Origin of the sequence: Rossellomorea sp. NRS-1567 (assembly GCF_050467885.1) — a bacterium.
Lineage (GTDB): Bacteria > Bacillota > Bacilli > Bacillales > Bacillaceae_B > Rossellomorea > Rossellomorea aquimaris_C.
Genome location: NZ_JBITPL010000025.1, coordinates 85233 through 100336, shown reverse-complemented (window position 1 = coordinate 100336; position 15104 = coordinate 85233). Strand labels below are relative to the sequence as shown.

Here is a 15104-nt window from a genome sequence, read left to right as displayed (position 1 = left end):
TGTATTTTCAGATAATTATTGTTTGGCACGGAACTTGCATGTACATTTGTGAAGTAAATCATACTGTCAAACGGGGGGAAAGAAATGGAGAAAGAACAAAAGGCCTGGAAGGTGCCGCATACATTTATAATTGTTTTTTTCGTTGTACTGGCTGCCGCAATTTTAACGTATGTCGTACCAAAGGGGCAATTCACGACAGAAGAAATCACGTTCATGCAGGATGGAGAAGAACAAACGAAAACGGTATTAAATCCTGATTCTTTCAGTTATTTAAAGGATGATGACGGAAATCTAATTCGAGAAGGAACCAGTCTTTTCGAGGCAGGTGGCGGAATCGGATTCCTTAATTATGTATTTGAAGGTCTTGTATCAGGGGATAAATGGGGATCCGCTGTAGGTGTAGTCGCCTTTATCTTAATAATTGGTGGAGCGTTTGGTATCATTATGAAGACAAGGGCCATTGAAGAAGGTATCCTCAAGGTCATTGAGAGAACGAAAGGAAAAGAATCTCTCATCATCCCTATTATGTTCTTCTTATTTTCATTAGGGGGAGCCGTGTTCGGTATGGGGGAAGAGGCGATCGCCTTTGCCATGATTCTCGTTCCAATCATGATTGCGATTGGATATGATGCCATCACTGGAATCATGATTACCTACGTGGCGACTCAAATCGGTTTTGCCACTTCATGGATGAACCCATTCGGGGTGGCCATCGCCCAGGGTGTTTCAGGTGTACCGGTTCTTTCGGGAGCAGGTTTCCGTATTGTTATGTGGATTGTCTTTACACTTGTGGGGATCATTTACACATGGAGATATGCCCAAGCGATTCGGAAGGAACCTAAACGAAGTCTTTCTTATTCTTCTGATGAATACTTCCGTAAAGAAGGCAGAGTACAAGACCTAAATACCAAATTCACTTTGGGGCATTCACTGGTCATATTAACGGTTGCAGCAGGTATTGCCTGGATCATTTGGGGAGTGGTGGAACACGCTTACTATATCCCGGAGATTGCAAGCCAATTCTTTACGATTGGATTAGTTGCAGGAATCATTGGCGTTCTATTTAAATTGAATGGAATGTCATGGGATGATATAGCAGAGGGATTCATCGATGGAGCGAAGGATTTATTGCCGGCTGCATTAGTTGTAGGTATGGCAAAAGGAATCGTCATTATCCTTGGTGGAGATTCACCTGACGCACCTTCTGTATTAAATACGATGTTATATGGAGCAGGACAAGTGGTCGGGGATTTCCCTGAAGCCATTTCTGCCTGGTGTATGTATGTATTCCAGTCTGTATTCAACTTCTTTGTTGTATCTGGTTCCGGTCAAGCCGCTCTAACAATGCCTTTAATGGCTCCACTTGCAGATATTGCTGGAGTCTCGCGTCAAGTAGCGGTCCTTGCTTTCCAATTAGGAGATGGATTAACCAATATTCTTGTTCCGACCTCAGCTGCCTTACTCGGAACACTTGGAGCTGCCCGTGTCGATTGGGGTATATGGGCTAAATTCATTATTAAATTCATGCTCATTCTATTCGTTCTGTCATCGATCTTTGTGATAACGGCAACACTCATCGGTTTCTGATTTGATTGATTGTGCCGAACCTTGTTGTAAGGTTCGGCGCGATTATATAAATAAGAAGTGAAGGGAGCAAACATCATGCTGACATTAATTCAAAACGGAGAAGTATATGCTCCAGAATTTTTAGGGAAAAAGGATATATTGATAGTAGATAATAAAATAGGTTTTATTGAAGATAAGATTGAACCTCCTCATCAATTTGTGGATATAAAGATTGTGGATGCAACAGGTAAATATGTTGTTCCCGGTTTTATAGACTCGCATGTACATATTATGGGCGGAGGCGGCGAGGGCAGCTTTCGTACGAGAACACCGGAAATTCAACTGACTCAGGCCACACTTGCCGGTATCACGACTCTTGTTGGTGTGATTGGAACAGATGGAACGACGAGAACGATGGCGAGCCTTGTGGCGAAAGCAAAGGGCCTTGAAGAAGAGGGGATTACCTGCTACGCGCAGACCGGTTCTTATCAAGTGCCCTTGAAAACTCTTACCGGTAAAATCGAGGACGATATTATATTAGTAGACCGCATCATCGGAGTAGGTGAAGTAGCGATTGCTGACCATCGCTCATCTCAACCCACAGTAAACGAATTAACGAAAATTGCTTCTGCTGCCCGAATCGGGGGCATGCTGTCCGGTAAATCCGGAATAGTCAATGTTCATGTAGGAGATAGTCATGAACATTTAAAGCTTCTCGAGGAGATAGTTGATACAACAGATATTCCGATTAAACAATTCTATCCAACCCATATCAATCGAAATGCCCATCTGTTTGAAGCTGGGATTCAGTACGCTCAAAGAGGTGGTTATGTAGACTTTACGACCAGTACCATTCCCCAGTTTCTTGAAGATGGCGAAGTGAAATGCAGTAAAGCGCTAAAACGCATGCTCGATGCAGGTGTACCGGTGGAGCAAATCACATACACCTCCGATGGACAAGCAAGCTTACCTAATTTTGATGGGGACGGAGAACTGATCGGATTACAGATTGGCCAGGTGTCGAGTCTATATAGTGAAGTAAAGGACGCTGTTCTGGAAGAAGGCATTCCGTTAGAAACAGCCATTAAAGTCATAACATCAAACCCTGCCAAAATCCTGAAGTTTAAGCAAAAAGGTCACGTTGAGGTAGAAAAGGACGCTGATCTGGTGCTGCTGGATAAGGATACGCTTGAAGTGAACACGGTGTTTGCCAAAGGTAAGTTGATGGTAGAGAACGGGGAAGCGGTTGTGAAGGGCACGTTTGAATGATTTTAGGTATTAGAATAGCTTGGAGCCTTGGGGCTTTGGGCTATTTTTTTTGTTAAAGACAGGATTTATGATCAGCTGAGGGGATAACGGCGAAATTCTGGATATAACGGCGAAATCACCATTTTAACGGCGGAATTCTAAATATATCGGCGAAACGGCTTCTCCTGAATTTTTTGCTATCCGGGAGGGATTACTCCCATTCCCTATCCGACCACAGACGGAGGAAAAAACCACCAATAGACCCTCATGTTCTTCGGGTATTCACTATACTATAAAGATAGTTAATCATTGATGGGAGACGGATATTCATGAAAAAAATGATTGAAATCTTTAAGAATCCAATTTTTCTAAAGTTGTTCTTTGCTAATTTCACTTCGCATATGGGAAGTGTGATCGGTTTGACTGCCTTTATGTTTTATCTACTGGACCGGTTTTCCGAGCAACCTGTGTATGCTTCCCTGACTGAAATGATGTACTCATTACCCACTCTTCTCGTCTTCTTTCTTGTTGGAGTATTCGCTGACAGAATGGACCGGCAGAAAATTGCCTACCACTGTGATACGATCAGTGCGTTCCTTACACTTTTATTATTCGGGGCCATCTACATCGGCTGGCTGCCCCTCATATTTGCCATCCTGTTTCTAAGAAGCGGCGTCCAGAAGTTCTTCTTTCCAGCTGAACAGGGGATACTGCAAGGAGTGCTTTCAAAAGATGATTATTCAACGGCCGCCGGCTTGAATCAAATGGTGATGAGCTTGTTTATGTTACTTGGAAATGCTGTTGCCATCTTTGTATATTGGACGGCCGGGATCTATGGTGCAATCGCAGTCGATTTTGTTACATTCGTTATTTCTGCCATCTTGATCAGGAAATGTATCATTCCAGAAGAGGTTCGTCTTCCAAACGGCAAGCATACGTGGAAAGACTTGAACATTCAGTCTGTGACGAAAGATTTTACAGCCGGGATGAACTATATCCTGAATCACAAGCTGCTATTATCCTTGATTGGAGGATTTGTCGTATTTGGAATTGTGAACGGCGGGTTCTCGGTCATTCCTATTTTTATATTGAAATATAAATTAGCCCCAGAGTCTTATGAAGAATATTCGATTTTATTAGGTGTCGCATTCGGTGCCGGTGTTTTGATCGGCAGTATATTCTCTTCCATGCTATCTCAGAAGTTTAAATTTCATGTGTTGATTGTTGCAGGGCTGGTGATATCCGGGACGTTTATAATCGCAGCATCCTTTGCCCCTTCGACTTGGATTTTCCTTACGATCATCTTTTTCGCCGCACTGGGCTTACCCCTTGTGAACATTGCAATCGGTGGATGGATGCCGAGCATCATCGATCCGAAAATGATGGGCAGGGTGCAAGGATGGATCAATCCCCTTATGATGCTGTCACAATCCATTACCCTTGGAGTGATTGCTTTGACATTCCCTACCGTCGTAACCGTTGAAATGCTCTACTGGCTCGTTGGAGGATGTTTAATCATTGTAGGTATCTTCTACACCATCATTCTTCCTAAATATGTAAAAGAGGAAAACAATGCTCAGCCTGCCGCTCTAAATAGCTAAGTGAGAGCCCCTCTATGAATAGGGAAGGACTATTCATAGAGGGGGATTTTTTATTTTGAAAAAGCTCTATTCGCAAAGATTGTTGTTTTCTAATTTAAAATCTGCAGGGCTCTGTCAACCAGTTTATGCTGGATGGTGAGGGGAACTGCTCCGCTTGCAGCTAGCGTTCGGCCGAGCCTCCTCAGTCTAGCCGAACGGGGTCTCGGCACGCCCGTACTTCCGCAGGAGTCTGCGCAGTTCCCCTCACCATCTTTAACATGATTTTCATGACAGAGCTTCAAGGTGTACAAGAAAACAATGTAACTAGAAAAAAATAATCCATCTTCCCTATAAGGAGAATCAATCTCTACTGACCTTAAATAAGATTATTTGCTAAAATTTTTGTTTTTATTGTTTTTCATTAAGGATACATGCTCAGAAAGTTGATTGGAGCGGAAGGATGCTCGACTCCTGCGGGAATAGCTGGACAGGTGAGACCCCGGAGGCGGAGCCGAGGAGGCTCACCGCCAGCCCCGCGGAAAGCGAGCATCCTGGAGCGGAAATCAACTATTGCTTTCTCCTCTACAATAGCAACAAACTTTACGAAAAGAGCCTTTGAAAAAGAATGAAAGTATTTCAAAAAAAGTATAATGATTTTATGAACGATTCTTCCTGTTGTGCGTCTTATAAATGAACTCGCAGGCTGGGGTGGAAAGAAAGGACAGTAAAGGATGGAAGAGAGAGATCTGATCAAACGGGCGAAAAAAGGGAATCACGAAGCCTTTGCCATTCTTTTTCGAGAACATTATCCTTTTCTAGTGAAATACTTAATGAAAGTGACAATGAATCGGGATCAGGCAGAGGAGCTTGCGCAGGATACAATGGCAAAATGTGTAGAGAAGATTCATCAATACAATGGGAAATCAAAATTCTCATCATGGCTGATTTCCATCGCAACCCATCGTTATATTGATCTGCAGCGTAAAAAGAAAAGAGAACAGAACTGGCAGAATGAAGAAGTAAACGTTAGAAAATTAAAATGGGAGATGGAGTCAAGGAATGAAGAATGGAATGATGTGCTGGCAGCCTTGTCCACTCTATCAGAAGATATCAGGCTCCCTATCATCCTGAAACATTACTACGGTTATTCCTATGAAGAGATTGGTCAATTGACAGAAATACCACCTGGGACAGTGAAATCACGTGTTCATCATGGAATCATCCGGCTGAGAAAGGAGTTGAAAATAGATGAACAACCATCAGGAACATAGCGATGAATTAAAGAAATTACTGGAGGACGGATTCCAGTCAATTGATGAAGACATTGACGAAAGCACCCCGTCCCTGCAGTGGTTTGAGCAATTAGTAGAGGATCAGCAGGTGGAGCTTAAAGCCAGGTTTAAACGAGATCTCACCATCTTTCTTCTTCTGGCCTGTTGTATCTTGACTGTGTTTTCCCTTACGTTATTTCAAATGCCGATTCTATTTCTTCTCCTTCAAGTTGCCATCTTTGTGGGAGCCTCGATTTTTACTGGCATAACATATACGAAAAAGGTGAATAGGACATGACAAAAGAAGAGCTCTATATCTTACCACTTGTCATTCCGATTCTTCTGACTCAAAGTATTTACCTGTTCATCGATGCCCGGAAGAACGGACATAACTATTGGTTCTGGGGGATCTGGGGATTGATTCAGTGTCCATTTCCACTCATCTTTTATTTCATATTTGCAAAGAAGATTTGGACAAAATTCAAGGCAGGGGAGAGGGAATCATGATTATAGTGACAACCGATTTTGTACCGGGTAAGGAAGTAAAAGAATTAAGAGGATTTGTAAGGGGAAGTACCGTCCAAGCGAAGCATATTGGCAAAGACATCATTGCCGGTCTTAAAACCATCATTGGCGGAGAAATAAGCGAATATAGTGAGTTGATGGAGGAAGCAAGAAAGCAAGCGATTGATCGTATGATGGAAGAAGCTTCTCAAAAAGGTGCCAATGCTGTTATTGCCGTTCGTTTAGAAACGTCAGCGGTCATGCAAAATGCTTCTGAAATTATTGCTTACGGAACGGCTGTCGTCGTGGAATAATTCTGCCTTTGTGGTTCACTTATACTGTGGAAAAACATATAGTATATGGAAAATTTTCAATAAAAATAATATTGACACAATTATCGGCGTATAGTATGGTTATTAATGGAATAAATAATAAAAATGAATGGAGGGTTTGTGATGATGAAAGTGTATACAATACATGGAGTATCAGCAGTGTTCAATACCAATTTCATATCATCACATAACCAGTAACTCCTTAATCATTCTGTCATATGAATATTAATGGCACAGGTTATGCATATAATCTGTGCTTTTCTATGTCCAAAAACAAAGACGGACGTTTTTAAGGCGCAACAGATTGGTGGGGATTCGGAAGGAATCCCTATCGGATCTTGTGGTAAATGCCTTAGGCGTCTGTCTTTTTTTTCGTTTCGGTGTACCCAAGGACCATCCTTGATCACATATCAAAACTTAATTTCATAAGGAGGAAATGATTATGTTAATCATTCAAATGAAGAAGATGATGTCTGCTGTGGAGACAGAAGGCGGATAGTGAAGAAAGTCAACAAGAGGGGGTAATGTGGAATGTTTAGTATTTTTAAGAAATTATCGTGGTTTTTTATTGAAAATTGGAAGAGATATACGGTGGCGATCGTTTTATTGACGATTGTCGGAATCCTTGATGTGATTCCACCAAAGCTTGTGGGTAATGCCATTGATGACATTCACCTGGGTGCGATGACATGGGAAGTCGTCGTGAAATATCTATGGCTGATCTCCGGAATCGCACTCATTTCGTACGCAATGACGTATGTATGGATGTATCAATTATTTGGCGGGGCCTTTCTCGTTGAGCGTAAGCTTCGCGGTAAATTTATGGGACATTTATTAAAGATGACTCCGACTTTTTTTGAAAAGAATCGTACGGGAGATTTAATGGCAAGGGCAACGAATGATCTGAAGGCCATCTCGGTTACAGCCGGTTTCGGGGTTTTGACACTAATCGATTCCAGTGTCTTTATGTTAACGATCCTTTTCACAATGGGATTTCTTATCAGTTGGAAATTGACTATCGCAGCGATATTGCCGCTTCCGATCATGGCTATGTTGATGAAGGTGTACGGTGCTAGAATTCATAAGCGATTCACGGAAGCCCAGGATTCATTCGGTGACTTGAATGATAAAGTGCTTGAGTCGATTGCAGGTGTCCGTGTCATTCGTGCGTATGTACAGGAAAGAGCGGATGAGAAGCGTTTCGCTGATATGACTGAAGACGTCTATAACAAGAATATCGGAGTGGCAAAGATTGATTCCCTCTTTGAACCAACAATCAAAGTCCTTGTCGGGTTGAGCTATTTGATCGGACTTGGTTATGGAGCATATCTTGTGTTTCACCAATCGATCACATTGGGAGAGCTTGTTTCCTTTAACGTGTACCTCGGGATGCTGATATGGCCGATGTTTGCCATCGGAGAGTTGATCAATATCATGCAGCGCGGGAATGCATCACTTGACCGGGTTCAAGAGACACTTGATTATGTGCAGGACGTTCAAGACTCTGAGAACCCTAAATGGATTGATTCACCTGAGCATATCGGATTTAAGGAAGTGGACTTTCAATACCCATCCTCAAATGTACTGAACCTTTCCGATATCAATGTGAACATCCAACAAGGAGGTACCCTTGGAATTGTCGGGAAGACAGGAAGCGGAAAAACAACCTTAATCAAGCAGCTCCTCCGGGAATACCCTGCCGGAAAAGGGTCTTTATCCATTGGAGGGGTCCCGATCAGTGACTTGACCATCCAGCAGGTTAGGGACTGGATCGGTTACGTGCCCCAGGATCATGTCCTTTTCTCAAGGACCGTCAGAGAAAACATTCTGTTCGGAAGACATGATGCGACTGAGCAAGACCTGGAACAAGCCATTGAACTGGCTGATTTCAAAAAAGATCTTGAAATGCTTCCGGACGGATTGACCACTCTTGTAGGAGAAAAGGGTGTGGCCCTGTCAGGTGGTCAGAAGCAGCGGATTTCGATTGCCAGGGCGCTGATCAAAAATCCGGAAATCCTGATTCTGGATGACTCGCTATCGGCTGTTGATGCCAAAACAGAAGCGAAGATTATTGACAATATACGAAAAGAACGTGAAGGGAAAACAACGATTATTACGACTCATCGTCTCTCCGCCGTTCAGCATGCAGACTGGATTATCGTGTTTGAAGATGGGAAAGTGGTAGAAGAAGGGGTGCATGAACGACTCCTTGAAAATGGTGGTTGGTATAAAGAACAATTCGATCGCCAACAAGTTGAAGATTCCTCACGCGAGGAGGTGGGCGCATGAACGTCGGAAGAAGACTAACCGAGTATGCCCTTATTTATAAAAAAATCATCATTGCTGCCCTTTTGATGCTGAGTGTGTCAGTAGCGGCTGAACTTGCAGGTCCCTTTATTGCGAAGAAACTGATCGATGATCATATACTTGGAATCGAATCCACCTGGTATGAAACGGTGGAGGGGAAAGAAGCTGTATCCTATAAGGGGAAATGGTATAAACGTGAACAATATTTTTCAGAAGGGGAGACGAGAAAAGATGATATCCGTATCTTACAGGTCGGGAGAGAGTTTTATTTCGTTCCTTCCACCGTCTCCTTCGACGGAGAAAGGTCGGTCAATTCAGGTGAAATGACGATCACGAAAGGCGATGAGTCGGCCGCTTATCCCGCCGAGAAGTTGACCGGAGAAGAGCTGCTGCGTTTTTATAATCCTGAAATCCCGAAGATCATAAAATTGATTGCCTTCTATTTTGGGCTGCTTGTAGTCGCTGCCTTTTTCCAATACGGTCAGCGATACTATTTGCAAAAGGCAGCAAACCGGGTCATTCAAAAAATGCGTAATGATGTGTTCCAGCATATCCAGAAGCTTCCGATCCGCTATTTTGATAATCTGCCGGCAGGAAAGGTCGTAGCGAGGATCACAAACGATACTGAAGCAATCCGGGATCTGTATGTAACAGTCTTATCAACCTTTTTCTCCAGTACGATTTACATTATTGGAATATACATCGCACTCTTTATACTTGATGCAAAATTAGCAGCCATTTGCTTGATCCTGATTCCGATCCTGGTTGTATGGACGTACCTGTATCGTATCTATGCGTCTAAATACAATCATATCATCAGATCGAAAGTGAGTGATATCAATGCCATGATCAATGAGTCGATCCAGGGTATGAATATCATTCAGGCTTTCAGCAGAGAAAAGAAAACGAATGAAGAATTCGAAGAGTTGAACGAGACGCATTTCAAGTATCAAAATAAACTCTTGAGCTTGAATTCCATGACATCCCACAACCTGGTCGGGGTACTGAGAAACATCACCTTTGTCGCATTCATATGGTATTTCGGAGGCGCTTCTATGGGAGTGGGATCGGTTGTCACATTGGGAGTGCTCTATGCCTTCGTCGATTACATCAACCGATTGTTCCAGCCAGTGACAGGAATCGTCAATCAGCTGGCAAACCTTGAGCAGGCACTTGTAGCAGGGGAACGGGTTTTTCGACTGTTGGAAGAGACCGGAACCCCGGTTGAAGATGAGAAAATGAGCAGGTATGACGGAAATGTCAGCTTTGAACATGTCTTCTTTGGATACAAGGAAAATGAATATGTGCTGAAGGATATCACGTTTACCGCAAGCAAAGGCGAAACCGTTGCCCTGGTGGGGCACACAGGTTCAGGGAAAAGCTCAATCATGAATCTATTGTTCCGCTTTTACGATAGCAATGAAGGGAAAATCCTGATTGACGGAAAAGACATTGTAGATATTCCCTATCAAACGATTCGTGAGCATATGGGAATTGTCTTGCAGGACCCTTATTTGTTTACGGGAACCATCGCATCCAATGTAAGCTTGAATGACCCCAGAATTTCAAGGGAACAGGTGGAAGCAGCACTCAAAGCCGTCGGTGCTGAAAAAGTGTTCAAAAACCTGGAGAACGGCTATGACGAACCGGTGATCGAGAAAGGAAGCACCCTTTCTTCAGGGCAGCGTCAATTGATTTCCTTTGCAAGGGCCCTTGCCTTTAATCCAGCGATCCTGATTTTGGATGAAGCTACGTCGAGCATTGACACAGAGACGGAAGCAGTCATTCAGGAAGCGATGGAAATCTTGAAAAAGGGCAGAACGACCTTCATCATCGCACATCGACTATCCACGATTAAGAGTGCCGACCAAATAATTGTATTGGATCGGGGAGAAATTGTGGAAAGGGGCAATCATGACGAACTGATGAAGCAGAAAGGCCGTTATTATCAAATGTATCAGCTTCAGCAGGGATCACAAGGAGACATGGCAGGGTAATGGGGGAAGGGCATCTGACGAATGGAGTCGGATGCCCTTTATCTTCTTTTGGTAGAAAAACAGTCTGAGGTACAATCAAATACCCCCGTGATTTCTGCATAAATACAATTTTCTGCAAAGAAAACAGGACTTTTGTGGGATTTTGTCGTTTTAAATCGAATTTCTTTCTTAATCAATGTATAATTTAATTGATAAAAAAGTTTCATAAAGGGAGGATCCTATGATGGGATGGGCAATCGCCATTTTATTTGGGACAGCCGTCGTGCTGCTCATTATATCGTTTATTAAAACGACACAATCCAACTCGCAACTTGAACAACAAATAGAGCATGTTTCAATTTCAGTATTGAATGAAGTACATGACCTGGAGAAGCAGTTACGGAATATTCAATTAGATGCTGAAATTACAGCACAACAGTCTGGGGCAGCACCAGCGGAATCGGAAGAACGGTTTATGCTGCGTGAGATGCTTGACTTACATAAAAGAGGGTATTCTATTGAAAGCATTGCATCCAAAAAACAGCTCCCACCGAATGCGGTAGAGCGCATGCTTGCTCCTTACATGACAAGGAAGACTGAAAGGAGCTTAGTAGCACAATGAGAGTGACACCTAATTCATTGCGCAGTTTTGCTGCAGGTCTCTTAATCGCAACGACGTCAATCGGTGCCGTTTATATGTTTGGTCCTTCGGAAGCCGAGAGTACAGCGAAAGTGGAAACCGTTAAAACGGAGAAGCTTTCAGAGGAAGAAATGGTAAAACAACTGACTTCAAACGGTTTTGTTATACATACAGAAGCAGAGTGGAACAAGCAGCTTTCAGCCATGACCGAGAAACAGGAAGAGAAAGCGGAAGATAAGAAAGAGGAAAAAACGGACGATAAGGTCGTTTACAAGACCATATTGACTGTTTCTACCGGTATGACAAGTATTGATGTCGGAAATGCCCTGGAAAACGCAAACATCATCAAAAGCGGCCTCGACTTCTACAAAGAAGTTGAAAAGCGCGGACTTGAGAATGATTTGCGCCCTGGTACTTTCGAAGTCGAGAGCGGAATGACAACAGACGAAATCATTTCAACTATATTCAAATAATGGGTAGTAGGGACAGGGGACTGTCCCTACTTTTTTTTGGTCAATTTGGGACAAGAGATCTGCGTCCCGACACTTAGTAACAAATCCCCACGCGAGTTCTGATATAGCGATCATCTTCCAGCTGTTGGTAGATGAAATCCCCCGTGTCATATATGGAGATGCTTTTTCCGTCTTCGGGAAGGACATCATCCTCTGTCCGGTATTCCCCAATGCGCTCTCCATCTGGTAAATAAGTGGGACAAACAATCGTCCAATCCATTTCTGAAGCTTTTAAAATTAAATAGGCTCTTAAATGGTCTTCGGCAGCAGTCGTGCTTCTTCGTTTAGATTCACTTGACTGAAATCGATACAGACTGGATTCCTTTCGGGCTTGAAGGATCCCTGCTGTTCCACAGGTAATGATACGTTTTACACCATGATGCCTCATTGCTTTTAAGAGGATGGGCATGCTCTTTGAAAGTACGTCATTTTTATCCGTATTCAAGCAGCTGATCACCGCATCGCACCCCTCTATGGTTTTCATAACATCTGCTTCATTCAATACATCACCAGCAATATCCATATCAGATGTTTGTCCATCCCTATATTTTCTAACCAGGCGATTCACTTCATGTGTGGAGTTTGCTTGTTGAAAGACAACAGAACCGACTCGCCCCGTACTTCCAAATAAAGCGATTTTCATCATTATGACCTCCCTTTTCCCATTAGAAATAGTTTATCGCAAAATCGTTATTCTTTACATGATTGAGCCTATGAGAATACATACTAATGAGTGTGGAGAATGAAAAAGTCTCGAATTGAAACTTTTGTATTGACTTATTCCTTGTATCGTTTTATGATGACATTCGTAATAGTTTTAAATCCGATAAGAATAGTGGGGGTTTTACAATGAAAAAATGGAAATTATCCATCATCATGCTAATTGCTTTATCCATGGTATTAGCTGCGTGTGGTCAATCTAATGATAAAGAAGACTCCAGCGGTGATTCTAAAGAAGGTTCTGAAACTTCACTTTACGATCAAGTGAAGGAAGAAGGAGAATTACTTGTTGGCACGGAAGGTACATATCCTCCTTTCACATTCCACGACGAATCCGGGGAACTGACTGGGTTTGACGTAGAGATTGCCCGTGAAGTAGCGAAGCGTCTTGGTGTCGAGGCGAAATTCCAGGAAACTCAGTGGGACGCAATGTTTGAAGGACTGAACTCCAAACGTTTTGATATGATTGCAAACCAAGTGGGAATTCGTGAAGATCGCCAGGAGAAATATGATTTCTCAAAACCATATATTGAATCAAGTGCAGTAGTGGTTGTATCGAAAGACAATAAAGACGTTACATCATTTGAAGACATAAAGGGATTAACTTCTGCTCAATCACTGACAAGTAACTACCGCGACATCGCTGAAAAAAATGGTGCAGAAATCCAAGGTGTAGAGGGGCTGTCACAATCCATCCAACTCCTTGAACAAGGGAGAGTGGACGTAACAGTGAACGATAAAATCTCTATCCTGGATTATTTAAAGAAACAGCCGAATGCCAATGTCAAAATTGCGGCTGAAGCTGAAGATGCCGGTCAAAGTGGTCTCATGTTCCGTAAAGGTAACGACAAGTTAGTGGAAGAAGTAAACAAAGCGTTAGAGGAAATGAAAGAAGACGGTACGTACAAAGAGATTTCTGAGAAATGGTTCGGAGAAGATGTATCTCCTAAGTAGTATCTACCAGGATCCTGAAGCAATGATTGATATTTTACAAAGCTCCCTGCTTCCAATGCTAGAGGGAGCTTTGTATTATTCTATCCCTCTGACGCTGATTTCTTTTGCTTTAGGAATGATCCTGGCCGTCCTTACAGCCCTTGCCCGATTGTCCAATGTATCGATTCTAAGGGGAATTGCACGATTCTATGTATCTGCCATCAGGGGAACACCTTTACTCGTTCAATTGTTCATTATTTTCTACGGCTTACCGACACTTGGAATAAAGTTTGATCCGTTCCCGTCTGCCATCATTGCTTTTTCATTGAATAAAGGTGCCTACTCCTCTGAAATCGTCCGTGCAGCGATTCAATCGATTCCTAAGGGCCAATGGGAAGCGGGTTATTCTATTGGTATGACGTATTCACAGGCCTTAAAGAGAATCATCCTGCCGCAGGCTACCAGAGTATCCATCCCACCGCTATCGAACTCGTTCATTAGTTTGGTGAAGGATACCTCGCTTGCTTCTTTAATTCTCGTAACGGAAATGTTCAGAAAAGCACAGGAAATCGCTGCCACAAACTATGAGTTCCTGCTCATGTACATGGAGGCTGCTTTGCTGTACTGGATCATTTGCTTTATTCTATCCATCATTCAAGGGCGTATCGAGACAAGACTGGACCGATATATTGCCAAGTAATATTAAAGGAGATTGAATATGATTTCCATCAAAGGATTAACCAAACGATTTGATCAATTAGAAGTATTAAAAGGAATGAATGTTGAAGTCAATAAAGGCCAGGTGATCGTCCTTATCGGCCCGTCGGGTTCAGGAAAGACAACCTTCCTGCGTTGTATAAATGCACTGGAATCACCGAATGACGGAACCGTTTCAATTGGCGGGACTTCCGTTGATTTCAATAAGAAGGTTTCCAAGCAGGAGCTTATTAAACTTAGACGGAAAACAGGCATGGTGTTCCAAAACTATAATCTGTTTCCCCACATGACCGCACTGGAGAACGTAATGGAAGGACCAAATGTCGTCCAAAAACGCAATAAGTCCGAAACAAAGCAAAAAGCGATAAGATTGCTTGAAAAAGTAGGACTCGGTGACAAAGTGGACTACTATCCATTCCAGCTCTCAGGAGGACAGCAGCAGCGAGTCGGAATCGCAAGAGCATTAGCGATAGAGCCTGAAGTGATGCTCTTCGATGAACCAACCTCAGCACTAGATCCTGAATTGGTTGGAGAGGTTCTAAAAGTAATGAAGGACCTTGCTGAAGAAGGAATGACCATGATTGTCGTGACTCATGAAATGAGATTTGCCAAAGAAGCAGCTGATAAAGTCATCTTCATGGATGGTGGGTATATCGTTGAAGAAGGCTCTCCTCAAGAAGTGTTTGAACACCCTAAGAACGAACGTACGAAACAATTCCTGAACTTAATACAATAAATTGTAAAAGATGAATGAGACTCATGCTCATTCATCTTTTTTTAGGTTTATGGTCATAATGT

General features: G+C 42.8%; 15 protein-coding genes. 14 read left to right on the top strand and 1 reads right to left on the bottom strand.

Going from position 1 to position 15104, the window contains the following annotated elements; translation table 11 throughout:
* The first annotated feature begins 84 nt into the window (after positions 1–84).
* The 11 genes from yfcC to ACIFOD_RS18570 all read left to right on the top strand — a co-directional run bounded on the left by yfcC (position 85) and on the right by ACIFOD_RS18570 (position 11897).
* Positions 85–1587: a putative basic amino acid antiporter YfcC gene (gene yfcC / locus ACIFOD_RS18620; RefSeq protein WP_430315843.1), complete on the top strand. Its 1503-nt coding sequence runs from the start codon at positions 85–87 to the stop codon at positions 1585–1587.
* Positions 1588–1662: 75 nt separating this feature from the next.
* A complete protein-coding gene (iadA, locus tag ACIFOD_RS18615; protein WP_430315842.1) occupies positions 1663–2835 on the top strand; it encodes a beta-aspartyl-peptidase in 1173 nt (390 codons plus the stop codon).
* 308 nt (positions 2836–3143) lie between these two features.
* Positions 3144–4415 carry an MFS transporter gene (locus tag ACIFOD_RS18610; RefSeq protein WP_397553246.1) on the top strand — a complete coding sequence of 424 codons (1272 nt, stop codon included), beginning with the start codon at positions 3144–3146 and terminating at the stop codon, positions 4413–4415.
* 710 nt (positions 4416–5125) lie between these two features.
* On the top strand, positions 5126–5665 hold the full coding sequence (gene sigY, locus ACIFOD_RS18605) for an RNA polymerase sigma factor SigY (RefSeq protein WP_397553247.1): 540 nt from the start codon (positions 5126–5128) through the stop codon (positions 5663–5665).
* Positions 5643–5963: a YxlC family protein gene (locus tag ACIFOD_RS18600; RefSeq protein WP_397553248.1), complete on the top strand. Its 321-nt coding sequence runs from the start codon at positions 5643–5645 to the stop codon at positions 5961–5963. The genes sigY and ACIFOD_RS18600 overlap by 23 nt, the downstream gene beginning before the upstream one ends.
* Entirely contained in the window at positions 5960–6172 is a 213-nt protein-coding gene (locus ACIFOD_RS18595; protein ID WP_397553249.1) for a sigmaY antisigma factor component, read from the top strand. Before ACIFOD_RS18600 ends, ACIFOD_RS18595 begins: the two co-directional genes overlap by 4 nt.
* Entirely contained in the window at positions 6169–6483 is a 315-nt protein-coding gene (locus ACIFOD_RS18590; protein WP_397553250.1) for a YbjQ family protein, read from the top strand. Before ACIFOD_RS18595 ends, ACIFOD_RS18590 begins: the two co-directional genes overlap by 4 nt.
* A gap of 549 nt (positions 6484–7032) precedes the next feature.
* Positions 7033–8790, top strand: a complete 1758-nt coding sequence (locus tag ACIFOD_RS18585) for an ABC transporter ATP-binding protein (protein ID WP_397553251.1) — start codon at positions 7033–7035, stop codon at positions 8788–8790.
* Positions 8787–10805, top strand: coding sequence for an ABC transporter ATP-binding protein (locus ACIFOD_RS18580; protein WP_430315841.1), 2019 nt, complete (start codon positions 8787–8789; stop codon positions 10803–10805). The genes ACIFOD_RS18585 and ACIFOD_RS18580 overlap by 4 nt, the downstream gene beginning before the upstream one ends.
* 223 nt (positions 10806–11028) lie before the next feature.
* Positions 11029–11406, top strand: a complete 378-nt coding sequence (locus ACIFOD_RS18575; RefSeq protein ID WP_430315840.1) for a hypothetical protein — start codon at positions 11029–11031, stop codon at positions 11404–11406.
* Entirely contained in the window at positions 11403–11897 is a 495-nt protein-coding gene (locus ACIFOD_RS18570; RefSeq protein WP_397553254.1) for a hypothetical protein, read from the top strand. Before ACIFOD_RS18575 ends, ACIFOD_RS18570 begins: the two co-directional genes overlap by 4 nt.
* A gap of 73 nt (positions 11898–11970) precedes the next feature.
* On the opposite strand, the gene ACIFOD_RS18565 is transcribed toward ACIFOD_RS18570, so the two are convergent.
* Positions 11971–12579, bottom strand: coding sequence for an NAD(P)-dependent oxidoreductase (locus ACIFOD_RS18565; RefSeq protein WP_430315839.1), 609 nt, complete (start codon positions 12577–12579; stop codon positions 11971–11973).
* A 206-nt stretch (positions 12580–12785) separates the two neighbouring features.
* Between ACIFOD_RS18565 and ACIFOD_RS18560 the strand changes: the two genes are divergently transcribed.
* From ACIFOD_RS18560 to ACIFOD_RS18550, 3 genes are read left to right on the top strand one after another with little or no spacing between them, the layout of a single operon-like run.
* Positions 12786–13610: an amino acid ABC transporter substrate-binding protein gene (locus tag ACIFOD_RS18560; RefSeq protein WP_397553256.1), complete on the top strand. Its 825-nt coding sequence runs from the start codon at positions 12786–12788 to the stop codon at positions 13608–13610.
* The gene (locus ACIFOD_RS18555) at positions 13594–14289 is read left to right on the top strand and encodes an amino acid ABC transporter permease (protein WP_113971234.1); all 696 of its coding nucleotides are present in this window, start codon (positions 13594–13596) and stop codon (positions 14287–14289) included. Before ACIFOD_RS18560 ends, ACIFOD_RS18555 begins: the two co-directional genes overlap by 17 nt.
* An 18-nt stretch (positions 14290–14307) precedes the next feature.
* Positions 14308–15042, top strand: a complete 735-nt coding sequence (locus tag ACIFOD_RS18550; RefSeq protein ID WP_430315838.1) for an amino acid ABC transporter ATP-binding protein — start codon at positions 14308–14310, stop codon at positions 15040–15042.
* Positions 15043–15104 lie beyond the last annotated feature (62 nt).

Coding starts and splice junctions, on each gene's coding strand:
- yfcC (WP_430315843.1), top strand. CDS start 85: ATGGAGAAAGAACAAAAGGCCTGGAAGGTGCCGCATACATTTATAATT.
- iadA (WP_430315842.1), top strand. CDS start 1,663: ATGCTGACATTAATTCAAAACGGAGAAGTATATGCTCCAGAATTTTTA.
- ACIFOD_RS18610 (WP_397553246.1), top strand. CDS start 3,144: ATGAAAAAAATGATTGAAATCTTTAAGAATCCAATTTTTCTAAAGTTG.
- sigY (WP_397553247.1), top strand. CDS start 5,126: ATGGAAGAGAGAGATCTGATCAAACGGGCGAAAAAAGGGAATCACGAA.
- ACIFOD_RS18600 (WP_397553248.1), top strand. CDS start 5,643: ATGAACAACCATCAGGAACATAGCGATGAATTAAAGAAATTACTGGAG.
- ACIFOD_RS18595 (WP_397553249.1), top strand. CDS start 5,960: ATGACAAAAGAAGAGCTCTATATCTTACCACTTGTCATTCCGATTCTT.
- ACIFOD_RS18590 (WP_397553250.1), top strand. CDS start 6,169: ATGATTATAGTGACAACCGATTTTGTACCGGGTAAGGAAGTAAAAGAA.
- ACIFOD_RS18585 (WP_397553251.1), top strand. CDS start 7,033: ATGTTTAGTATTTTTAAGAAATTATCGTGGTTTTTTATTGAAAATTGG.
- ACIFOD_RS18580 (WP_430315841.1), top strand. CDS start 8,787: ATGAACGTCGGAAGAAGACTAACCGAGTATGCCCTTATTTATAAAAAA.
- ACIFOD_RS18575 (WP_430315840.1), top strand. CDS start 11,029: ATGGGATGGGCAATCGCCATTTTATTTGGGACAGCCGTCGTGCTGCTC.
- ACIFOD_RS18570 (WP_397553254.1), top strand. CDS start 11,403: ATGAGAGTGACACCTAATTCATTGCGCAGTTTTGCTGCAGGTCTCTTA.
- ACIFOD_RS18565 (WP_430315839.1), bottom strand. CDS start 12,579: ATGAAAATCGCTTTATTTGGAAGTACGGGGCGAGTCGGTTCTGTTGTC.
- ACIFOD_RS18560 (WP_397553256.1), top strand. CDS start 12,786: ATGAAAAAATGGAAATTATCCATCATCATGCTAATTGCTTTATCCATG.
- ACIFOD_RS18555 (WP_113971234.1), top strand. CDS start 13,594: ATGTATCTCCTAAGTAGTATCTACCAGGATCCTGAAGCAATGATTGAT.
- ACIFOD_RS18550 (WP_430315838.1), top strand. CDS start 14,308: ATGATTTCCATCAAAGGATTAACCAAACGATTTGATCAATTAGAAGTA.